General features: G+C 53.9%; 21 protein-coding genes. 15 read left to right on the plus strand and 6 right to left on the minus strand.

The genetic code is table 11. From position 1 onward, the window contains the following. Positions 1-137 precede the first annotated feature (137 nt). Positions 138-608 carry a hypothetical protein gene (locus tag AB1F12_RS13100; RefSeq protein ID WP_368184814.1) on the minus strand — a complete coding sequence of 157 codons (471 nt, stop codon included), beginning with the start codon at positions 606-608 and terminating at the stop codon, positions 138-140. Between the two features lie 121 nt (positions 609-729). Here AB1F12_RS13100 and AB1F12_RS13105 point away from each other — a divergent pair, with 121 nt between their 5' ends. After that, positions 730-1,263 (plus strand): DUF2975 domain-containing protein, encoded by a 534-nt coding sequence (locus AB1F12_RS13105; RefSeq protein ID WP_368184815.1) that lies wholly within the window; start codon positions 730-732, stop codon positions 1,261-1,263. Next, on the plus strand, positions 1,263-1,484 hold the full coding sequence (locus AB1F12_RS13110; RefSeq protein ID WP_368184816.1) for a helix-turn-helix domain-containing protein: 222 nt from the start codon (positions 1,263-1,265) through the stop codon (positions 1,482-1,484). Before AB1F12_RS13105 ends, AB1F12_RS13110 begins: the two co-directional genes overlap by 1 nt. A gap of 201 nt (positions 1,485-1,685) precedes the next feature. On the opposite strand, the gene AB1F12_RS13115 is transcribed toward AB1F12_RS13110, so the two are convergent. Beyond that, complete coding sequence (locus AB1F12_RS13115; protein WP_368184817.1) at positions 1,686-3,005, minus strand: mechanosensitive ion channel family protein; 1,320 nt, start codon at positions 3,003-3,005, stop codon at positions 1,686-1,688. A gap of 268 nt (positions 3,006-3,273) precedes the next feature. On the opposite strand from AB1F12_RS13115, the gene leuC reads away from it, so the two are divergent. From leuC to AB1F12_RS13135, 4 genes are all read left to right on the plus strand, one after another. Continuing rightward, complete coding sequence (gene leuC, locus AB1F12_RS13120) at positions 3,274-4,680, plus strand: 3-isopropylmalate dehydratase large subunit (RefSeq protein ID WP_368184818.1); 1,407 nt, start codon at positions 3,274-3,276, stop codon at positions 4,678-4,680. Continuing rightward, positions 4,680-5,285, plus strand: a complete 606-nt coding sequence (gene leuD, locus AB1F12_RS13125; RefSeq protein WP_368184819.1) for a 3-isopropylmalate dehydratase small subunit — start codon at positions 4,680-4,682, stop codon at positions 5,283-5,285. Before leuC ends, leuD begins: the two co-directional genes overlap by 1 nt. 386 nt (positions 5,286-5,671) lie before the next feature. Continuing rightward, on the plus strand, positions 5,672-6,520 hold the full coding sequence (locus tag AB1F12_RS13130; protein WP_368184820.1) for a hypothetical protein: 849 nt from the start codon (positions 5,672-5,674) through the stop codon (positions 6,518-6,520). Positions 6,521-6,561: 41 nt separating this feature from the next. Then, positions 6,562-7,611, plus strand: coding sequence for an endonuclease/exonuclease/phosphatase family protein (locus AB1F12_RS13135; RefSeq protein WP_368184821.1), 1,050 nt, complete (start codon positions 6,562-6,564; stop codon positions 7,609-7,611). Here the strand turns inward: AB1F12_RS13135 and AB1F12_RS13140 are convergent. Next, positions 7,546-8,454, minus strand: a complete 909-nt coding sequence (locus tag AB1F12_RS13140; RefSeq protein WP_368184822.1) for an epimerase — start codon at positions 8,452-8,454, stop codon at positions 7,546-7,548. The two genes, AB1F12_RS13135 and AB1F12_RS13140, sit on opposite strands and share 66 nt — an antisense overlap. 93 nt (positions 8,455-8,547) lie before the next feature. Here AB1F12_RS13140 and AB1F12_RS13145 point away from each other — a divergent pair, with 93 nt between their 5' ends. After that, positions 8,548-9,444: a LysR family transcriptional regulator gene (locus AB1F12_RS13145; RefSeq protein ID WP_368184823.1), complete on the plus strand. Its 897-nt coding sequence runs from the start codon at positions 8,548-8,550 to the stop codon at positions 9,442-9,444. A gap of 56 nt (positions 9,445-9,500) precedes the next feature. Beyond that, positions 9,501-10,604 (plus strand): 3-isopropylmalate dehydrogenase, encoded by a 1,104-nt coding sequence (leuB, locus tag AB1F12_RS13150; protein WP_368184824.1) that lies wholly within the window; start codon positions 9,501-9,503, stop codon positions 10,602-10,604. Here the strand turns inward: leuB and AB1F12_RS13155 are convergent. After that, positions 10,601-11,347, minus strand: a complete 747-nt coding sequence (locus AB1F12_RS13155) for an ArsR/SmtB family transcription factor (protein WP_368184825.1) — start codon at positions 11,345-11,347, stop codon at positions 10,601-10,603. The two genes, leuB and AB1F12_RS13155, sit on opposite strands and share 4 nt — an antisense overlap. Positions 11,348-11,390: 43 nt before the next feature. On the opposite strand from AB1F12_RS13155, the gene AB1F12_RS13160 reads away from it, so the two are divergent. The 7 genes from AB1F12_RS13160 to AB1F12_RS13190 all read left to right on the plus strand — a co-directional run bounded on the left by AB1F12_RS13160 (position 11,391) and on the right by AB1F12_RS13190 (position 18,865). Then, positions 11,391-11,714, plus strand: a complete 324-nt coding sequence (locus AB1F12_RS13160; protein WP_368184826.1) for an NIPSNAP family protein — start codon at positions 11,391-11,393, stop codon at positions 11,712-11,714. Beyond that, a complete protein-coding gene (locus tag AB1F12_RS13165) occupies positions 11,711-12,058 on the plus strand; it encodes an antibiotic biosynthesis monooxygenase (RefSeq protein ID WP_368184827.1) in 348 nt (115 codons plus the stop codon). The genes AB1F12_RS13160 and AB1F12_RS13165 overlap by 4 nt, the downstream gene beginning before the upstream one ends. Before the next feature lie 78 nt (positions 12,059-12,136). After that, the gene (locus AB1F12_RS13170) at positions 12,137-13,087 is read left to right on the plus strand and encodes a DMT family transporter (RefSeq protein WP_368184828.1); all 951 of its coding nucleotides are present in this window, start codon (positions 12,137-12,139) and stop codon (positions 13,085-13,087) included. 176 nt (positions 13,088-13,263) lie between these two features. Next, a complete protein-coding gene (locus AB1F12_RS13175; RefSeq protein ID WP_368184829.1) occupies positions 13,264-14,223 on the plus strand; it encodes a GAF domain-containing protein in 960 nt (319 codons plus the stop codon). Positions 14,224-14,349: 126 nt separating this feature from the next. After that, complete coding sequence (gene adh, locus AB1F12_RS13180) at positions 14,350-15,873, plus strand: aldehyde dehydrogenase (protein WP_368184830.1); 1,524 nt, start codon at positions 14,350-14,352, stop codon at positions 15,871-15,873. A 410-nt stretch (positions 15,874-16,283) separates the two neighbouring features. Beyond that, entirely contained in the window at positions 16,284-17,057 is a 774-nt protein-coding gene (locus tag AB1F12_RS13185; RefSeq protein WP_368184831.1) for a substrate-binding periplasmic protein, read from the plus strand. A 77-nt stretch (positions 17,058-17,134) separates the two neighbouring features. Next, positions 17,135-18,865 (plus strand): methyl-accepting chemotaxis protein, encoded by a 1,731-nt coding sequence (locus AB1F12_RS13190; RefSeq protein ID WP_368184832.1) that lies wholly within the window; start codon positions 17,135-17,137, stop codon positions 18,863-18,865. Positions 18,866-18,897: 32 nt separating this feature from the next. On the opposite strand, the gene AB1F12_RS13195 is transcribed toward AB1F12_RS13190, so the two are convergent. After that, positions 18,898-20,166 carry a glycerate kinase gene (locus AB1F12_RS13195; RefSeq protein WP_368184833.1) on the minus strand — a complete coding sequence of 423 codons (1,269 nt, stop codon included), beginning with the start codon at positions 20,164-20,166 and terminating at the stop codon, positions 18,898-18,900. A gap of 169 nt (positions 20,167-20,335) precedes the next feature. After that, positions 20,336-21,031 carry an urea ABC transporter ATP-binding subunit UrtE gene (urtE, locus tag AB1F12_RS13200; RefSeq protein ID WP_368184834.1) on the minus strand — a complete coding sequence of 232 codons (696 nt, stop codon included), beginning with the start codon at positions 21,029-21,031 and terminating at the stop codon, positions 20,336-20,338. Between the last annotated feature and the right edge of the window lie 2 nt (positions 21,032-21,033).

The following is a 21,033-nucleotide window of genomic DNA, read 5'->3' on the forward strand; positions in this document are numbered from 1 at the left end:
GCCGCCTGAGGCCCCGACGCTGGGCATATGGTGATGCTAACACCGGATCACGAAAACCTCAATGTCACGTTAACGCGACATAGCGCCAAACTGTGCCCGCAACACCACAACCCAACGATCTGGCTTGTTTCATTGGGTTATTCGCACCTCGGCAGCATTTCGACATCTGCCTCGGCTAGGAAATCAGACAGGCGCGCATTGCGGACCAATGGCAAAAAAGCGCCATCGGGAATCAACCGGATTGAGGCAGACACCGTATCGTCCATATCCAGCAAATCTTGGCGCTGGCACAGTTTCATATCAACGGAAAGCGATCCTTCTGATTGATCGGCATGGTTTGCCTCCCAGATTTGCGCAACGCGTTGAATATTGCGCATTTCCGGCAAATCCTCATGCGCAATATAGAAAATTGCAGCACCTTCATTGCGCCGCTGCAAAACAAAGTCACCGCCAATTTTGTCCCCCGTATCAACGCGTTGCGCTGCAAACTGCACCATTGCTGAATTTGGGATGACATCCACCCCATCTGGCATGTCCAGCGCCACCTCAAAACCGGCAGGATCCGCCGTTAACGGATCAACCTGATCCAACTGGTCAAGCGTGGACATAACCACGCTGCTGCACCCCTGCAAAACAAACAATCCAAATATTAAACGCATAATGATTCCCATAATTGACATGTATTAATTATCGTTTTACAATAATTTTTATCAATGCAAAGGAAATTTCATGCAATCGGCTAAATCAACGTTTCTGGCGCAGGTCCTGTTCTACATCACCAGCATTTTTATGTTCGCTCTTCCGGTTTTGATCCTGTTTATGGTGATCCAAAATCCGCTCTCTCCTGAAACGGCAGCGATGGTTTTTCCCGACATCAACATCCTTGCCCCGCCCCCAAAGCTCGCGCTTTATGCGGTGTTCGCGTTTAACTTGCTCGGGATATGCGTGCTGATCTGGATCTTGTCGCAGATGCGCAAATTGTTTGATCAATATCGCAAAGGAAACGCGCTGACATTGCGGGCAGCGGGCCACATTCGACAGATCGGGTCTGGGCTATTGGCCCTCGCGATTTTGCGACTGTTCACGTTGCCGATTACATCTGTGCTGTTAACCATGTCCAATCCTGAAAATAGCCGCGAATTGTCAGTGGCGCTGGGGGATTCAGAAATCGGGTTTTTATTGGCCGGAGGCTTGATCACGTTGATCGGCTGGGCCATGCACGACGCGGCACATATCGCAGAAGAAAACAAAGGTTTCGTGTAATGGAGATTGTCGTCCGGCTGGATGTGATGCTGGCCCTTCATAAAATGAAAGGCAAAACACTGGCCCAAGAGATCGGCATCACCGAACAAAATCTAAGCCTGCTGAAATCCGGGAAAGTGCGCGGTATCCGGTTCGAAACATTGGCGAAAATCTGTCAGGTGCTGAATTGCCAGCCCGGGGATTTACTAGAGGCCGTGCCAACGTCAGACCCAAAGCAGTAAGCCCAAAAGCGCATGCTGCCCGCGACCCTGACGTTAAAACTGCCCCGCCTAGGACAGCGCCAATCCCGGCAATGCCAACAGCGACATCATAAATACATAGAAAACCGCACGTGCAACAAATGAGAACATTCTGCCCTACCTCGCTGATCAAATCCGATGGAATCTCCCGCTTAGGGTGCAGGCCAAAGCGTTAACAAAACCTCACTCTTTGAGGACACGCACCTCTCTTTGTGGGAACGGAATGGCGATGTCGTTTTCTGTGAACGCATCCCAGAGTGCCAGATAGACATTGCCGCGAATATTGGTCAGGCCACCGGTTGGGTCTTCGATCCAGAACCGCAGAATGTAGTCGACGGAACTGTCACCAAACCCAACGATGTGACAAACAGGTGGGCGAAATTCCAGAACCCGATCGACGCTTTTGGCGGCTTCGATCGCAATGCGACGCACATCATGGGGGCTGTTGTCATAGGCGGTGCCAAAATGAATATCGAGCCGCACATAATCATTGGAATGGGACCAGTTGACCACCTGCCCCGTGATCAAGTCTTCGTTCGGGATCAGGTATTCTTTGCCATTGCGTGTCACCACGGATGTATACCGCGCGCCCAGCGTGTTGATCCAACCAAAGGTTTCGCCCAGCGAAATCACATCCCCCGGCTTGATCGATTTATCCAGCAAAATGATGACGCCCGATACCAGATTGGACACCACTTTTTGCAAACCAAAGCCAAGCCCGACGCCAATCGCGCCAGAAAACACCGCCAGCCCGGTCAAATCCAACCCCACGGCGCGGAGCCCAACAAAAAACGCCACGCCATAGAGTATCAGTTGCAGAAATTTAACTGCCAACACCTGCATAGACGGGCTGATTTCGGCGTTGGATCGGATCTGAGACGTGGCCGTTTGCGCCAGAAAACGCGCAATAAAGAAGAACAATCCAAGGATGAACACCGCCTGCAGCACCATCCAGATCGAAATCCGCATATCGCCCAGCTCTAGCGCCAGACCGTCCAGTAACACTTCGGTTTCAGCGGTCAGACCCAGAATGCGCAGCGTTACCCAAGCCCAGGCGCCATAGCGCACAATCGCACGCAATGCAGTGTTACCAATCAGCCGCGTCGCAAAGGCGACAATCAGCCAAGCCAGCGCCAGATTTGCAATGATCGCCAACAAGTACGACCGGGAAGGCCATGTTATTTCTCGTAAAATTGCAACGGTGATCCATATCAGGATCACAAACACAATCATCCGCATGCGTTTGCGGATAACGATCAAAGCGCGCAGCCGCCATTTGGGCCAGCCTTCGCGGGCACGCATCCAATCGGTCAGTTTGGGCTGCAACAACCGCGCCGCAAAATGCGCGATCAAAAACAGCGCCAGTGCACCCAGCAATTGATAGGCCGTGATCGGACGCAACAGGCTCTCAAAAACGCTGACCCCTTGGTCCAACAACCCACGCACGGTTTCCAGCAACGTTGCGGCTTGGTCTTCTAGGTTTGGTGTTTCTTCGTTTTCCATTTGCCCTGCCCTTGCCCCCAATGTGTCGCGCATATTCGCCCAAGGCAAGCAAATGCACGATTGCAGACAAACCTATATAGACCGTGACTTGAAGCGCGCGCCGCGCGGGTGTATCTGGAACGCATGACTCGGATTATTGATATGGATGATCGTGCCCGGCTGCCTTGGCGGTTTTTTAGGGCGACGCTGACCATTGTGTCCCGCCTTTAGGGCGAACCATCCCTGTCGCCTAACCTAAATTCAGACAAATCCACGGGAGAGGAACACCATGACCGCCCCGAAGACACTTTATGATAAAATCTGGGATGCCCATGTTGCCCACGAGGCAGAAGACGGCACCTGTTTGCTCTATATCGACCGCCATCTGGTCCACGAAGTGACCAGCCCGCAAGCCTTTGAAGGGTTGCGTATGGCAGGTCGCGGCGTGCATGCGCCCGACAAGACCATTGCTGTGCCGGATCACAATGTGCCGACCACGCTGGACCGCGCCAAAGGCATCGACAACGAAGAATCCCGCATTCAGGTCGAAGCCTTGGACAAAAACGCCAAGGAATTTGGCATCCATTACTATCCCGTGTCCGACGTGCGGCAGGGCATCGTGCATATCGTTGGCCCCGAACAGGGCTGGACATTGCCCGGTATGACCGTTGTGTGCGGCGACAGCCACACCGCGACCCACGGGGCCTTTGGTGCTTTGGCACACGGCATCGGCACATCCGAGGTCGAACATGTGTTGGCCACCCAGACGCTGATCCAGCGCAAGGGCAAAAACATGAAGGTCGAAATCACCGGCAAGCTGAACCCGGGCGTCACCGCCAAGGACATCACGCTGGCTGTGATCGGCGAAACCGGCACCGGTGGCGGCACAGGCTATGTGATCGAATATTGCGGTGAAGCCATTCGCGATCTGTCCATGGAAGGCCGCATGACGGTCTGTAACATGGCCATCGAAGGCGGCGCACGCGCTGGCATGATCGCGCCGGATCAAACCACATTTGACTATGTCAAAGGCCGCCCACACGCCCCCAAAGGCGCACAATGGGAAGCCGCGCTAAACTGGTGGAAAACGCTTTACACCGACGAAGGCGCGCATTTCGACAAAGTTGTGACCCTGAAAGGCGAAGACATTCAGCCGGTTGTGACTTGGGGCACCTCGCCTGAGGATGTTCTGCCGATCACCGCAACCGTCCCACACCCGTCCGACTTCGAAGGTGGCAAAGTCGACGCGGCGGCACGTTCCATTGAATATATGGGGCTGACTCCGGGCCAGAAACTGACCGACATCGAAATCGACACCGTGTTTATCGGGTCCTGCACCAATGGCCGTATCGAAGATCTGCGTGCCGTGGCTGATGTGGTCAAAGGCAAAAAGATCAAAGACGGCATGCGTGCCATGATCGTGCCCGGCTCTGGTCTGGTGCGCGCCCAAGCCGAAGAAGAGGGTCTGGCGGATATTTTCCAAGAGGCCGGCTTTGAATGGCGTTTGGCGGGCTGTTCCATGTGTCTGGCGATGAACCCCGATCAGCTGAGCGAAGGCGAACGCTGCGCGGCCACATCCAACCGCAACTTCGAAGGTCGCCAAGGCTACAAAGGCCGCACGCACCTTGTGTCCCCCGCCATGGCAGCCGCGGCTGCATTGACCGGGAAACTGACTGACATCCGGGAGCTGATGTAATGGAAAAGTTTGAAAAACTGTCCGGAATTGCGGCACCTATGCCGCTGGTGAATATCGACACCGATATGATCATCCCCAAAGTGTTCTTGAAATCCATCGCCCGCACCGGGTTTGGCAAGAACCTGTTTGACGAAATGCGCTATAACCGCGACGGCAGCGAAATCCCTGATTTTGTGCTGAACAAACCGCAATATCGCGAAGCATCCATTCTGGTCGCCGGCGATAATTTCGGCTGTGGCTCGTCGCGGGAACACGCCCCTTGGGCCATCGCGGATTTCGGCATTAAATGCGTGATCTCAACCTCGTTTGCCGACATTTTCTTCAACAATTGCTTTAAAAACGGCATCTTGCCTGTGGTTCTGCCACAGGAACAGGTCGATCTGTTGATGAAAGACGCGGAAAAAGGCGCCAATGCCCGGATCGAAGTCGATCTGGTTGAGCAAACCATCACCTCTTCGGATGGCGAAGTCATTTCGTTCGAAGTCGACGCTCACAAAAAGCATTGCTTGCTCGAAGGTCTGGACGATATCGGCCAAACCATGGCCAAAGTGTCCAGCATCGAAGCATTCGAAGCCAAGGCCAGCCAAGACCGCCCTTGGGTTTAAAGCACAGATATTCTGATAAAGGCCGGGCATTTGTCCGGCCTTTTTTCTTTCCTGCAAAATCATCCCCTTAGCGGTTAACAAAAATTAACCCCCGACGGGTTGCCAATCACACTACATTTTGTGGCTAACTCAGCGTTCACCTAACCGATCTGGGGGGCAATATTTACCCTGTCCCGGTTCCGCCACAAAATGGTTGCAATCGCGCACCAGTTCCTTCGCAAAACCGCCCCTATTTTTTTGCCAACTCAATCAGTGACTTGTAGGGCGAAGTAAAACTGGGCAAGATTATGGCAAAACTGAGGCACCTCGCAGATGAAGGCGAGGATCAAACTGGGAAAAGAGCGCGGCATCGTATCGTGGTCGACCGGGGCGAGGGAAATAGGGCTGTGATATCTAAGCTGACAGGAGCTATCCTGCGGGCGCTGATGGTTGTGTTGCTGATTGCAACACCGTCGATCATGTTACCTGCAATTCACGCGGACACTTCGCAGATCGTGGTCCTTTTGGGGCTACTTGCGGCGGGGTTCACGTTTGTAGAATATAATTCCAATTATCCAAGCCTGGTCGAATTCCGGGACGCACCGCCGTTTAACCGTGTCCGGTTTCTGGCGTTGTTTGCATCCGTTTTTGTCCTCTCGGCAATTGCATCTGGCAAGGCCAACCCGACCACGATCACTTTGCTGTTTGAACTGATCGGCGGACGTGTGTCTGAACTTCTGGACTTCCCGTATTCGCCTGTTCGTTTGGTTGTGCTGATGATGCCAACCGACACAAACGCGGCGTTGATCGCTGATGTGCGCATCGCTGCTGGTCTGTCTTATTTCGTTTCGATCCTGTCGCTGGGCCTGTTTGTACTGATCCTGCGGTTCAAAGGCTGGCCCAGCCAAACCGGCGGATTTAACGTCTGGACCAACCTTCCGACTTTTGATCCTACCTCTGGTGGTGACGTCGTGGACCGCCTGAACCGGGATGCAACAGGCAACCTGATTTTGGGCTTTTTGCTGCCTTTCATCATTCCGGCCTTTGTGAAATTGGCGTCTGACTATATCAATCCTGTGAGTCTTGAAAATCAACATACCTTGATTTGGATGATGACCGCATGGGCGTTTTTGCCAGCCAGCCTTTTGATGCGCGGCATTGCAATGAACCGCGTGGCACAGATGATCGTCAATCAACGCCGCCGCGCCTATGCAGCGGCCCATGGCGAAGATGTGCACGGCGCGGTGCACGCGTAATTCGGCCGTTTATTCAACACTGTATCGCAGGCCTGTGGGCCGTGGTTCTATCCACAGCCATCGCCCACGCAGACACCCTGCGCGTTGCCACCTTTGCCGCCCCGCTTAGTCGCGACGGTCCGGGTTTGTTGCTGCGGGATCTTACCAAGGGCGACGCGCAGATCGATGCCATTGCCGCAATCATTGCCCAAACGTCGCCTGACATTCTGCTGCTCACCAATTTTGACTATGATTATGACGGCGTAACTTTGCGCACCTTTGCCGATCATCTGGCCGGGCTTGGTGCGTCTTATCCCTATCTCTTTGCCACCCGGCCCAATTCTGGGACGCCAACCGGCGTGGATATGGATGGCAATGGCCGACTGGGCGAAGCGCGCGATGCCCAAGGATATGGCCGTTTTGCAGGCGATGGCGGGCTGGCGATCCTGTCGCGCGCGCCAATCCTCACGGATCAGGTGCAGGATTACACCGATCGTCTGTGGCAGAGCTATGACTGGGCCGAAATGCCCGTTATGCACGATAGCCCCTTTCCGTCGGCCATGGCCCTGTCCCTGCAACGATTGTCCAGCACCGCCCATTGGGTTGTGCCGATCGACACCAAAGATGGCCCCATAACGTTATTGGCTTTTTCAGCCACTCCGCCTGTTTTTGATGGACCCGAGGATCGAAACGGATTGCGCAATCGCGATGAAATCCGGTTTTGGCAACACTTTTTAGACGGTGAATTGGGGCCCGTTCCGCAATCGCATTTTGTGCTGCTTGGCAATGCCAATCTGGACCCACATGACGCCGAAGGCCGGACGGAAACCATCCAGTCCTTGTTAAACGATCCGCGTTTGCAGGATCCAGAACCCCGTAGTGAGGGCGGACAATCGTCCCAAAGCCCCGATCATTCCGGGGATCCCAGCCTTGATACGGTTGACTGGCCAGAAGATGGCCCCGGCAATTTGCGGGTGTCTTATGTGCTGCCCTCAGCCGATTGGGTGGTTGAGGATAGCGGTGTGTTCTGGCCTGATGATCCGGGCCTATTGGGCGATGACGGGCTTGCTGCTGGGTCGCATCGTCTGGTCTGGGTGGACCTGCGCCGCTAGGGCGTGACTTAGGACATCGTCCAAATGGGTTGGCCGGAAATCTGGCAACAATTCGGTCAGTTTTCCCCCGTTTAACCGGTGGGGAATGTTCCACAAATAGCGCATTTCCATCAATTCGCGTGCCAATTCCCAGAACGGTGACAGCAATCGCATGATCGCCCACGGAAAGCCGCTCAATGTTAGGTCACGCTCGGAAATGTCGCCCAGTTTATGGGCCAACTCACGGGTCGTCATGGTGATGCCCGCAAATGGAACATCCTCAAATTGCGCAAGCAGATGACGTTTCGCAGCCAGCATTTGCGCCGCTTGCGCCCAATCAGGCACATAACAATAGCAGTGCAGCGCATCCGGGTCGCCCGGGCTGACAACCCGTCCTTTGTTGATATTGCGAAGATGCACCATCTGCATCATATCGCCATTGCCATCCGGATCGATAAAATCACCGGCCCGCAATACAATGGTCTGCACGCCAGACGCTTGATAGGCGCGTTCCATATCCTCGCGGATTTTGCCTTTGCGTGTCACCGGCGCGTGGGGCGTGTGTTCGCTCCATTCCCCGCCCTGCCCGTCCAGATTATAAACATTGCCGGGCACAATTACGGTTGCGCCATTGGCTTTGGCGGCGGCAATCACCTGCTGGGTGATCTGCGGGATCAGCGTGGCCCAATTGTGATAGGCGGGCGGGTTCAGCCCATTGACGATCACATCACAGCCTTTGGCGGCGGTAACCATATCAGTGCCACGTTCATACCGGCGCACGGTCCAACCCGCATTCCAAAACGCCTCGGCGGCGCGACTGCCAATTTTGCCATTGGCCCCTAAAATCAAAACACTGTCGGTCATGGTCGCCTCCTGATTGCGAACTTAACCTGACCCTAACCCATTCAGATCGGTATGAGGATTGCGGAAAAACGCATATATGATATTCAATTCTGTATGAATAATCCGCTCTCTAGCCTCGACTGGTCGCTGATCCGCGCCTTTTTAGCCGTCGCTGAACACGGCAGCCTGTCTGCCGCGGCCCGGCATCTAGGGGCATCACAACCCACGCTGGGACGGCAAATCAAAGCCATAGAAGCCCAATTGGGGGCTGACCTTTTTCATCGCCATTCCAAAGGGTTCGAGTTGACGCCACTGGGCCAATCCATGTTGCCGCCCGCCCAAATCATGCGGGACGCGGCCCATCAGATCGACCTGAAAGCCGCCGGTCAGGTCGATCGCCTAGAAGGCAGCGTGCGCATCACCGCCTCTGTGGCCACGTCGATTTATCATATGCCCGACATCATATCGCGCCTGCGCCAAGAAGAGCCGCGTATTCAGATCGATCTGGTGCCCAGCGATGAAAGCACCAACCTGCTCTATCGTGAGGCCGATATTGCGGTGCGGATGTTTAAGCCGCAGCAACTGGATTTGATCACGCAATATTTGGGTGAACTTGAGCTGGGGATTTTTGCGTCGCACTCTTATCTACAACGGCGCGGCGCCCCTCAGACCCTGTCAGAATTGGCCAGTCACGACATCGTGGGATACGACCACAACACCGCAATAATCGACGGCATGGCGCAGGCCGGCATTCCTGCCACGCGCGACATGTTTCCGGTGCGCTGCGACGACAATGCAGCCTATTGGGAACTGATCAAGGCAGGATGCGGCATTGGATTCGCCCAGCGCTGTGTGGGCAATGCCACACCGGGGATGACCGAGTTGGACTTTGGCCTGACAATACCGGGATTGCCCGTTTGGCTCACCGCCCACGAAGCCATGCGCCACACGCCCCGCATCCGCCGGGTCTGGGACGTTTTGGCAGAGTCGCTTAAACCCCTCATGGGTTGAACCTTTGCTGCGTTTTCGATACCCGGAACGCAACATTTGAAAATGAGGAATCCCCCATGTCGAACCCATCCATTCTGATCCTGCCCGGCGACGGCATTGGCCCCGAAGTGATGTCCGAAGTCAAAAAGATCATCACTTGGTTTGGCGATAAACGTGACCTGACATTTGACGTGTCTGAGGACCTGGTGGGCGGCGCGGCCCATGACGCGCATGGCGTGCCGCTGCATGACGACACGATGGCCAAAGCCCAAGAGGTGGACGCCGTTTTGTTGGGTGCCGTGGGTGGCCCGGCCTATGACGATCTGGATTTCAGCGTCAAACCAGAACGCGGCCTGCTGCGTCTGCGCAAAGAAATGGATTTGTTTTCCAACCTGCGTCCTGCGCAGTGTTTTGATGCGCTGGCTGATTTTTCATCCCTGAAAAAGGACATCGTTGCTGGTCTGGACATCATGATCGTGCGCGAATTGACGTCGGGCGTTTATTTCGGTGAACCGCGCGGCATCAGCGAACAGAATGGCGAACGTGTGGGCATCAACACCCAGCGCTACACCGAAAGCGAAATCCGCCGCGTGGCGATTTCTGCGTTTGAACTGGCCAAACGCCGCAACAATCGCGTGTGTTCCATGGAAAAAGCCAACGTGATGGAATCCGGTATCCTGTGGCGTGACGTTGTGACCGAAGTGCACAAAGACTATCCCGAAGTCGAACTGTCCCACATGTATGCCGACAATGGCGCCATGCAACTGGTGCGCGCGCCCAAGCAATTTGACGTCATCCTGACCGACAACCTGTTTGGCGACATCCTGTCCGATTGCGCCGCAATGCTGACCGGATCGTTGGGCATGTTGCCCTCTGCGTCGCTGGGTGCGCCGATGGAAAATGGCCGCCCCAAGGCGATGTACGAACCCGTACATGGCTCTGCGCCAGACATCACCGGTCAGGGCAAAGCCAACCCAATCGCCTGTATCCTCAGCTTTGCGATGGCGCTGCGCTATTCCTTTGACCAAGGCGTCGAAGCAGACCGCCTAGAAGCCGCGGTTGAAAAGGTGCTGGCCGACGGCGTACGCACCGGCGATTTGCTGGCTGGCGAAGGCGTCACACCTGTGTCCACCACAGAAATGGGCGCTGCGATCATCGCCGCGCTGGACGCATCTGTCTAAGCTGGAAAGGCCGCGTTAAACGCCGCCTGCCCGGTCTTTGAAAATCGGATCACACGGGAATTTTCCTCTCGTGTGATCCAACCCAGATCAAACATCCGATCCACCAACGCGGCCCCAAAGGCACCTGCTAAATGGGATCGACGTTCGCTCCAATCCAGACACGTTCGACATAAGGGGCGTTTCGCCTGTCGTAACCGATTGGCATCCATGCCAAAATCCGTGATCCATTGGTCCCCGATCGCCGTCACCGCAATATCGTCACGCGCCCCACCCAGCACGTTTTTTGCCGCCAATGCGTCAAACATCTGCACCCCGGCGGCCCCCGCCAAATGGTCATAACACATACGTGCCGCCCGCAATTGCGGGTCTTTGGGACCTGTGCGCGTGCGCAAATGGCCCTTGGCCGCGGCCAACCCCATCAACGCCTCAAGCGCATGGCCCACATCATCATCCGCAAGCACATAATAGCGATGCCGCCCTTGGGCGCGTGGCCACAAAAGCCCGGCATCAACCATCTGTTTCAAATGCCCTGATGCCGTGGGGGCCGTCACCCCGGATGCCTCGGCCAACTCACCTGCTGTCAGCGCACGCCCAGACATCAACGCCATCAACATATTGGCACGTGTCGGATCGCCAATCATGGCTCCGATCCGGGTGATATCTGGTCCTTCTTTCATGTCCAGATGATCACGGACCACCCCCACAAAGGTCAAGCCCTGACACTTTGGTCGCGACCAAAACATCACGCACAATCCCTATGGCACAAGACACCCAAAGGAGCCCCACATGATCACCTGTATTATTCGTTATCACATCGACCCAGCTCAAAAATCCAACTTTGAAACCTATGCCCGCAATTGGGGGCAATGCATTCCACGTTGTGGCGCTGATTTGATTGGATATTTTGCCCCTCACGAAGGGTCCACCACATTGGCTTATGGGGTGTATTCCCTGCCATCCCTTGCGGATTATGAAACCTATCGCGCCCGATTGGCTGCCGATCCGCTGGGGCAGAAAAACTATGAATTTGCCATGGACAACGGGTTTATCCGCCGCGAAGATCGCACATTCCTGAAACTTGCCTCTGCCCCACATGGGAGGGATCGATGATCGCAGTCATATTCGAAGTAGACCCCGCCGAGGGCCAGATGGCCCCTTATCTGGACATCGCCGCCACGCTGCGCGGTGATCTGGAAACCATCGATGGGTTCATCTCGGTTGAACGGTTCGAAAGCCTGACACATCCCGGCAAAATTCTGTCGCTTTCGTTTTTCAGGGATGAAAATGCCGTGGCTGAATGGCGCAACCTAAACAGCCACAGACAGGCCCAAGCGGCGGGTCGCAATGGTGTTTTTGCCGGGTATCGTCTGCGTGTTGCCCAAGTTTTACGCGACTACACCCTGACGGATCGCGATCAGGCCCCGGACGACAGTCAGGCCCACCACACCCCTTGAGATCATTTCTCACTGTGCTAAAGCAAGTTATGTTTGCGCAAACGGTAGGTGCAAACACGTTGCACACTGGAAATGATCATGTCCCAATCAAGCACCCTCAAGGCGGTCATGCTGTCGCTGTTGGCCTTTGGCATTTTTTCGACCCATGACGTGATCATTCGCTATCTGGGGGGGCATTATTCCCCTGTTCAGACGTTGTTTTTCACGTCTTTGATGTCGTTCCCATTGGTTACTTTGATGTTGGTGCGCGATCCCACTGCGGGCAATTTGCGCCCAATCCACCCGTGGTGGTTGGCGGCGCGGTCTCTGTCGATGGCGACCGGCGGGCTGTGTGCATTTTATGCGTTTTCGGTGTTACCCATCGCCCAAGCCTATGCGATTTTCTTTACCATTCCATTGCTGGTCACCCTACTGGCCATCCCCGTTTTGGGCGAAAAGGTCGGGTTTCATCGCGCCGCCGCCGTGATCATGGGATTGGTCGGTGTGGTCATCGTTGTGCAACCGGGCCAAGCCACGCTGGAACTGGGCCATTTGGCCGCGTTTGGGGCGGCGTTCAGTTCTGCGTTGCAATCGGTGATCGCCCGCAAAATCGGCCGCGAAGAGCGCCGCGTTGTGATGATGCTCTATCCGTTGGCGGTCACGTTTGTGATCATGGGCGCGGGCATGGGGTTTGTCTATGAACCCATGCCGCTGACAGATTTGGCGGCCATGGGGCTGGTTGCGATTATGGGGTTTGGCGCAGCGCTCTGTCTGGTTGGTGCCTATGCCATCGGCGAGGCCGCAATCGTCGCGCCAATGCAGTATTCCCAGATCATCTGGGCGACGTTTTACGGCGCGGTCATTTTCAACGAGAGTCCCGGCAAATCCACGTTGCTGGGCGCGGGGATCATTATCGGCAGCGGCATCTATATCGTGATCCGCGAATCCATGAGCGGCACCTCTTCCAACACGCCAGTTTTGCGCACCCGGTCCCGGTCTTATGCCCCCGGCGGGTTTCGCATATCCCAAGTGATGCGCCGCAAAAGCTAGTCTCAGGTCCCAAATATCGGAACAGGCTTTGCACAACTAACCTGCTGATTTAATAGCAGGTTCACACTTCTTTGGTGTGTCCTGCCCCCTGTGACACCTTGACCGGTATCGGCAATTTCTTGCGAAATGACGCTCAGATTTGTAATAAGTACAAAGTCATTTTCGACGAGGTGCCCATGCAACGCAGACTTTCGCACGCCGATCGCGTCTTGGAAACGGCGTCGTCTTCTTCGGCTGCGGCGCGGTCCAGATTGGCGGCCAGCTGGCATCGTTCCGTGGTCAAACACGGGCTTGATCCGGACGAACGGCGTGGCCCTGATCGCATCGCACAATCCGCCCTGCATCACCGCCGCGCTGCGTTGGAAAAATTCATGACAGTGGCGTCGCCCCGGCTGGATAACCTGTTCACTTTGGTGGGTCTGTCGGGCTGTGCGGTGTTCCTAACGGATGTGGACGGCGTGGTGCTGGATCAGCGCCTGTCCGACGCCGACGCGCCGGTTTTTGACGAATGGGGCCTATGCGCTGGCGCTGATTGGAGCGAAGAACGCGAAGGCACCAACGGGATCGGCACCTGCCTGACCGAACAGCGCCGGGTGATCATCCACCAAGACGAACATTTCTATGCCCGCAACACCGCCATGTCCTGCATGGATGCGCCGATTTATGGCAGCGATGGCCAAATCGTCGCCGCGCTGGATGTGTCGTCAGCGCGCGCGGATCAAACCGAAGCGTTCAATCGCCTGATCGGCGCCCAAGTGGCCCAGACCGCCCGCGCCATCGAAGAGGCGAACTTTCGGGCGGCCTTTACCACTGCGCGGATCATCGTGGCCGATAGCGATGACACCGATGCGGCCACATTGCTGGCCATTAATGACGATGACTTGGTTATTGGAGCCACCCGCGAAGCGCGGCGTGTGTTTGGCATGGACAAATCAGGCACGCTACCCCCCCGTCCGGCCGCTGACATCTTGGGGCGCGAAAATGGCCCTACCGGGTTCCAAAAGGCAGAACGCGCCGCCGTGATCCGCGCCTTGGCCCGCGCCAATGGCAATGTATCCCAAGCCGCAAGACAGCTGGGCATTGGCCGCGCCACGCTGTATCGGCGGATCAAACGACTAGAATTGGATCAATCCTGACCAGAACTGTCTCAGACCTGAGACACATGCAGCGCGCAACCGATGTGCGGCGGGTGACCTGCGCCGACCAGATCGTCATCGTCCAGATCAATCCGGGTGGAGGACCCGGATATCTGGAGGAACAACATGAACGATATGACGCACACAGAGGCAGGCACATATGTGTCGCCCTTTAAAACAAAGTACGACAACTATATTGGCGGCGTCTTTGTCCCGCCTGTGAATGGCAAATACTTTGACAATGTCACACCGATCACAGGTGAAAAAATCAATGAAATCGCGCGGTCCGACGCCGCGGATGTGGAACTGGCGCTGGATGCCGCCCACGCGGCAAAATCCGCCTGGGGCACCACGTCAGCCGCTGAACGGTCCAACATCCTGCTAAAAATCGCAGATCGCATCGACGAAAATCTGGAACTGCTGGCCCAGTGTGAAACATGGGACAACGGCAAACCGATCCGTGAAACGATGGCGGCCGATATCCCGCTCTCTGCCGATCATTTCCGTTATTTCGCCGGGGTTCTGCGCGGCCAAGAAGGCAACATGAGCGAGATCGACAATGATACAATTGCGTATCACTATCACGAACCTCTGGGCGTTGTTGGTCAGATCATTCCTTGGAATTTTTCAATCCTGATGGCCGCATGGAAACTGGCGCCTGCACTGGCAGCGGGCAATTGCATCGTGATGAAACCCGCCGAACAGACCCCTGCGGCCATCATGGTTTTCGCTGAATTGATCAATGATCTGCTGCCTGCCGGTGCGCTGAACATCATCAACGGCTTGGGTGTTGAGGTCGGAGCGCCTTTGGCCAGCTCAAACCGGATTGCCAAAATCGCCTTTACCGGATCGACCGCAACGGGCCGCAAAATCATGGAGGCCGCCACCGCAAACCTGATCCCTGTGACGTTGGAACTGGGCGGGAAATCCCCCAACATCTTCTTCTCTGACGTGATGCGCCAAGACGACGAATTTCTAGACAAAGCAGTCGAAGGCTTTGTTTTGTTTGCCTTTAACCAAGGCGAAGTCTGCACATGCCCGTCGCGCGCCCTGATCCAAGAGGACATCTATGATGAATTCATCGCCCGCTGTATTGAACGGGTCAAAGCCATCAAACAAGGGGATCCTCGCGATATCAACACCATGGTGGGCGCGCAGGCCAGCACCGAACAGCAGGAAAAAATCCTGTCCTACCTGACCATCGGCCGCGAAGAAGGCGCCGAAGTGTTGGTTGGCGGTGACGAGGCGCGGTTTAACGGTGAATTGGCCGGGGGGAATTACATCCAGCCAACCATCCTGAAGGGGCACAATAAAATGCGCGTGTTCCAAGAGGAAATCTTTGGCCCGGTTGTGTCCGTGACCACGTTCAAAGACGAAGCCGAAGCCTTGGCGATTGCAAATGACACAATGTACGGGCTGGGCGCTGGCGTTTGGTCGCGCGACATGAACACCTGCTACCGGTTTGGTCGCGCAATCGAAGCGGGTCGTGTTTGGGTGAACAATTATCACGCTTACCCTGCCCATGCTGCCTTTGGTGGCTACAAACAATCCGGGATTGGCCGCGAAAACCACAAAATGATGTTGGATCACTACCAGCAGACCAAAAACCTGTTGGTCAGCTATAACCCCAACAAGTTGGGCTTTTTCTAAAGCCCCCTTTTGACACCAATATCGTCGCCCCGCAGTTTGTTTTGCGGGGCGTAACCTTTGGGGAAACTTGCCATCATCCCCTCAGCAGAAATCCAGAAATCGGTATGATTTCAACTATTGTCGCCACTCTTTTGATCTAAGAGAACGCAAGGAAATTGAGCGCACATAGCGACACGCCATCGGTGGAAACTCAAAATCAAAGATCCGTTTCAGCTTTGTTTTGATGAAGATTTCTATGTATTTCCAATTTCTGTTTCCTTGCACATCGTTGTAGTTGCTTGAATGTAGAGATCAAATTTAACGCAAAAAAGATAAGCGCAAAATGTAGGTTAAAGCCCTGCATTTGAGTTCAGCATTCCTTAGGAAAAAGCTGCCTAGAGTGACCGAAACCGGAATCCAAAGGAAACTCAATGTTGAAACATATCACAGCCGTTGCTGCTCTTTTTACATTTGTGGCCCCAATGGCCTACGCAGATTCAATCGAAATTATCGGGCCGGATCTACCACCGATGATCATGCCTGATGGGTCAGGACGAGAAGCCGAAATTATCCGCACCACACTGGAACATTGCGGGCATGATGTGACATTCACCATTCAGCCTTTTACCCGCCATTGGTCATCGTTTGATGCAGGCCAAGGCGACGCCGTCACCACCGTGCCCGTAGGGATGCCCACAGCAGGCACAGAATCCGATTCCTACATTGCCTATCAAAACGGTGTGTCATTTTTGGCAGATCGCGCAGCCCCGATTGAGGATTTGAATGGGCTGCATGGTATGAATGTCGTCACATTCCGTGGTGCAGAATCCATTTTACCTGGTCTGGCGGATCACATTGCTGAATTTGGCGATTATCGTGAAATCACTGACCAAATTGTGCATAGTCGTCTGCTCTTCTCTGGTCGAATTGATGCGGTGATTGGTGATGGAATGATCTTTGCTGAATATAACCGCCACCTTGCTGAAAGCGCGGATGATCACGGCTTTAACCCATCTCAGGCAACCGTGTTTAACGCAACATTCGCGCCCAGCAATTATGCAATGGCGTTTCGCAACCCTGCGCATACAGCTGATTTTAACCGATGTTTTGCCGAACTCACCGCAGATGGCACGATCCAGGCGATCAATGTGAAATGGGTTGAGCAATATCGCGACACGCTTGGCCAAGAATACATGGGCTACTGACCCATCGCCCAGACCAGATCGAATTGATGAACTGCAAGCCACGTAGTGGATGACCAAAACCACAGATAGGACCCACAATGCTTAGACTGTATTCCAAGATGAGCGTTAAGCAAAAAATTGTTCTACCGATTTTGTCCGCAGTGCTGTTGTTTGGATCAATCTACACTCTGGTCTGGGTAAACAAACTCGAAGAAAAGCTGCAACAAAAGTTCGAAACTGAAATCGCGTTGGCTTCGGCATTTATTGCACCGGCACTGGCGGGTGCGGTATGGGATTTCGATCAACAAGCTGCTGAAACCGCATTGGACGGCTTAACCCAAATCGGCGATTTCCAATTTGCGCAGATCATTTCAGACGGCCAAGTTTTTGCAGAACTTCAGCCTGACATCGAATGGAATGCCGAATGGGATGCAATAATCCAAGAGTTCGATCCGCAACTGCTTGAGGCGCAACGCGACACCTTCGGTTCGATGGTGATACACGCCACCCCAATCATTCAGGGGAATGGAAATTTTGTCGGATTGTTCATTCTGGGCTTTACGACTGATGCCATCAACGCAGAAATTAGTGCGGCCTATGTAGAGGCAAGCGTTTTGGGGGCAATCGCGATTTGTCTTCTGGGGCTAAGCATTTGGCAAACCATAAGGTACTTTATGCGTCCACTTGAGGTTGTCATTGGATTTCTGGATCGACTCAGCTTAGGCGAAACCAACTTTGACATTCCGATGGCCAAACGGTTCGACGAATACGGTCGATTGGGCCAGGCTGTTGATGATTTTCGCAATGCTAGGATTGAATCCGAGCGTTTGGGGGCAGAAAATGCCGAACAACAGCACGACCAGAAACGTATCGTTGATGCCTTGGCAGTAGAGCTCAAAGCGCTGTCTAAAGGAGCCCTAAATTGCCGGCTGGCTGCGGATCTGCCCAACAGCTATGAGATTTTGTGTACAGATTTCAACAACAGTATCAACACACTACAAAGCACCATTTCAGGGATATCTCACAACGGCGCGGAAATTGATCTTAATTCAGCTGAGCTAAGCTCTGCCGCTGAAGACTTGGCCACAAGGACTGAAAAAACAGCCGCCACCCTTGCCGAAACGGCCGAAGCGTTGTCGCAATTAAAAACAGCCGCTGGAGAGAGCGCGAAAGGAGCACAGAAAGCGGATCAAATTGTTGATCAAATTCGGGAACGTTCTGAACATACAGGCAGTGTGGTTCGGGATGCTGTAAAAACAATGGCAGAGATTAAAAGTTCATCCGATCAAATCGCCGAAGTGATCAGTGTAATTGAGGATGTTTCCTTTCAAATCAATCTGTTAGCCCTGAACGCTAGCGTTGAGGCATCTCGCGCTGGGGAAGCTGGTCAAGGATTTGCCGTTGTGGCAACGGAAGTCAGAAACCTATCTCAACGCACTGCGGAAGCAGCTCAAAATGTAACCGAGATCATTCAGGTCAGCTCAGAAAAAGTTCAACAGGGTGTTCACTCAGTGAGTGATGCTGAAACCGCACTTGAAAGCATTCAGGCCTCGATCCAAGATGTTTCGGGATTCCTATCAAATGTCTCATCTACTTCGTTGGATCAGTCCGATGGCATCTCTGAAATCAACTTGTCCATCTCAAATTTGGATTCAGCAACGCAACAGAATGCAGCACTTGCTGAAGAAACTTTGGCAACGTCCCAGTTTTTACGTAACGAAACTCGTGAGCTGACAAATTCGCTTTCAAAGTTTCAACTTGACGAGAAAGCTATTGATGACCTTATCGCCGAGGATGTACCTTCTTCTCCAGTTCTAAAAACGGGCTAAACTTGGATATTAGCAAGCAACACGAAGGCGCTTCATTCAGACGGCGGCACATGACCCACGGGATTAGAAATCAGAATTGCCCGAAAATCATTCACGTTCGTCAAAGTTGGCCCTGTCACAACTTGGTCGTTCAGTTTGCCAAAGAAAGTGTGGCTATCTGATCGTCTCAACGCTTCCAAAGGGTCGACCTGTGCGCGATCTAAAGTGTCCGGAAATACCAGAGCCCCGGCAACGTCAGCAGCGCCATCCACCCCATCTGTGTCGCAAGCGATGACATGTATTCCAGGGGTTTTCTGCAAAGAAATGGCCGCTGCCAAACAAAACTCAGCATTGGGTCCACCAATTCCACCACCCCATCCAGATACGGTACATTCTCCACCTGATAGCAATATGATGGGCGGTGCAGTTTCAAACATTTCCTGCTGAACCTTGAGGGCCAGATCAACTTGCCGCTTCGCCTCTTGCCTTGCTTCACCTTCGATTGAATCCCCCAGTACTTTCACGTCAAACCCTTCGCCCTGTGCCAGTTTTTGAGCAGCCGCCAAAGATTGAGAAGGGGCCGAGATTATCGTGTTTTCCACATTGGCCAATCGTGGATCGTCAGGTTTCAGCACACCAGAATCCGAAAGAGCAGCAATCGCGGATCTAGGCAAATTCAGCTGACACTTTGCAATGATATCCATTGCATCAGATGATGTTGAAACTTCACCGACGGTTGGGCCAGACGCGATATCTGCGGGATCATCGCCGGGAACATCTGAAATCATCAGCGTCAGCATTTTGGCCGGATATGCCGCTGCGGCGAGCTGCCCCCCCTTTACACGACTAAGGTGTTTTCGAACGACATTCATTTGCCCGATTGGGGCTCCAGATTCGAGCAACGCCCGATGTGTGGCTTGCTTGTCTTCTAATGTCATCATCCCGCCGGGGGCACATAACAACGCCGATCCCCCCCCCGAAATGAGCGACAATACAAAATCGTTTTTGCCCAAACCCTCTAGCAACGTTATGATGCGTTTTGTAGCCTCCACTCCGGCAAGATCAGAAACCGGGTGCGATGCTTCAACAATTTCAATACCTTGCGTCGGGCGGGCATAGCCGTAACGCGTGATGACCAATCCCTCGCATGGGCCCCACTCTGCCTCGACCGCCTCCGCCATTCGCGCTGATGCTTTGCCCGCGCCTATCACAATGACCCTGCCATTGGGTTTGGGTGGCAATGCTGCTGGGATCGTTTCCATCGGGTCGGCCGCCTTTACGGCGATGTCAAACATCCGAGTTAGAATTGTGTGGTCTACCATCAGGCTTTCTCTCTTCTCAGATGCGTTTTGTGCATGCATCATCGCATTTGCAAACGCTTGCCCGAATGTCCTCCAAAAATACGAGCCCAACAATCCCAATCAGGCTTATCGAAAAAGTTTCGCCAAAAACGAAACCTTTTCAATTGCTTATCTGAATTGACCAGTATATTCACACAGACACTTGGCTTAGCAAATCGTCCCGTTCTGTGTGTTGTGCGGCATTTTGATAAACGACTTCCCCCCGTTTCAAGACAACAAATTGATCACCAAGTTCATATGCAAAGTCAAAAAATTGCTCGACCAGAACAATGGCCATGCTGCCTTTGTCGCGTAAATATCCGATCACATCCCCAATATGTTGGATGATATTGGGCTGGATGCCTTCTGTTGGTTCATCAAGCAAAAGCAGCTTTGGCTTTGTAATCAGGGCGCGTGCGATGGCCAGTTGTTGCTGTTGTCCCCCGGACAAATCGCCCCCGCGCCGGTTCTGCATGTCTTTGAGAACAGGAAACAATTCATAGATCTCATCCGGAATCATATGATCGGATTTATCCAAGCAGGCAAATCCGGTTTCCAGATTTTCGGTGACTGTCATCAATGGAAATACATCCCGCCCCTGCGGCACATACCCGATGCCCAAACGCGCAAGTTGATGCGAAGCGACAGCCCCAATCGATTGCCCATCCAATGACAGATCCCCCCCAGATCGAGGATGCGTCCCGGAAATTGCCTTGAGAAGGCTGGTTTTGCCGACGCCATTGGTCCCCATAACACAGGTGACCTGCCCGGCCTCTGCCTGCATCGATATCCCGTTTAAGATTTGCGAATGCCCGTAATGGAGCGTCAGATTTTCAATGTTCAGCATGA

This window comes from Aestuariibius sp. HNIBRBA575, assembly GCF_040932005.1.
In the GTDB taxonomy this organism is placed as follows: Bacteria; Pseudomonadota; Alphaproteobacteria; order Rhodobacterales; family Rhodobacteraceae; genus CANLNM01.

Coding starts and splice junctions, on each gene's coding strand:
- AB1F12_RS13110 (WP_368184816.1), top strand. CDS start 1,263: ATGGAGATTGTCGTCCGGCTGGATGTGATGCTGGCCCTTCATAAAATG.
- AB1F12_RS13145 (WP_368184823.1), top strand. CDS start 8,548: ATGAATAATCCGCTCTCTAGCCTCGACTGGTCGCTGATCCGCGCCTTT.
- leuD (WP_368184819.1), top strand. CDS start 4,680: ATGGAAAAGTTTGAAAAACTGTCCGGAATTGCGGCACCTATGCCGCTG.
- adh (WP_368184830.1), top strand. CDS start 14,350: ATGAACGATATGACGCACACAGAGGCAGGCACATATGTGTCGCCCTTT.
- urtE (WP_368184834.1), bottom strand. CDS start 21,031: ATGCTGAACATTGAAAATCTGACGCTCCATTACGGGCATTCGCAAATC.
- AB1F12_RS13140 (WP_368184822.1), bottom strand. CDS start 8,454: ATGACCGACAGTGTTTTGATTTTAGGGGCCAATGGCAAAATTGGCAGT.
- AB1F12_RS13155 (WP_368184825.1), bottom strand. CDS start 11,347: ATGTTTTGGTCGCGACCAAAGTGTCAGGGCTTGACCTTTGTGGGGGTG.
- AB1F12_RS13100 (WP_368184814.1), bottom strand. CDS start 608: ATGTCCACGCTTGACCAGTTGGATCAGGTTGATCCGTTAACGGCGGAT.
- AB1F12_RS13195 (WP_368184833.1), bottom strand. CDS start 20,166: ATGGTAGACCACACAATTCTAACTCGGATGTTTGACATCGCCGTAAAG.
- leuB (WP_368184824.1), top strand. CDS start 9,501: ATGTCGAACCCATCCATTCTGATCCTGCCCGGCGACGGCATTGGCCCC.
- AB1F12_RS13175 (WP_368184829.1), top strand. CDS start 13,264: ATGCAACGCAGACTTTCGCACGCCGATCGCGTCTTGGAAACGGCGTCG.
- AB1F12_RS13170 (WP_368184828.1), top strand. CDS start 12,137: ATGTCCCAATCAAGCACCCTCAAGGCGGTCATGCTGTCGCTGTTGGCC.
- AB1F12_RS13115 (WP_368184817.1), bottom strand. CDS start 3,005: ATGGAAAACGAAGAAACACCAAACCTAGAAGACCAAGCCGCAACGTTG.
- AB1F12_RS13105 (WP_368184815.1), top strand. CDS start 730: ATGCAATCGGCTAAATCAACGTTTCTGGCGCAGGTCCTGTTCTACATC.
- AB1F12_RS13160 (WP_368184826.1), top strand. CDS start 11,391: ATGATCACCTGTATTATTCGTTATCACATCGACCCAGCTCAAAAATCC.
- AB1F12_RS13185 (WP_368184831.1), top strand. CDS start 16,284: ATGTTGAAACATATCACAGCCGTTGCTGCTCTTTTTACATTTGTGGCC.
- AB1F12_RS13190 (WP_368184832.1), top strand. CDS start 17,135: ATGCTTAGACTGTATTCCAAGATGAGCGTTAAGCAAAAAATTGTTCTA.
- leuC (WP_368184818.1), top strand. CDS start 3,274: ATGACCGCCCCGAAGACACTTTATGATAAAATCTGGGATGCCCATGTT.
- AB1F12_RS13165 (WP_368184827.1), top strand. CDS start 11,711: ATGATCGCAGTCATATTCGAAGTAGACCCCGCCGAGGGCCAGATGGCC.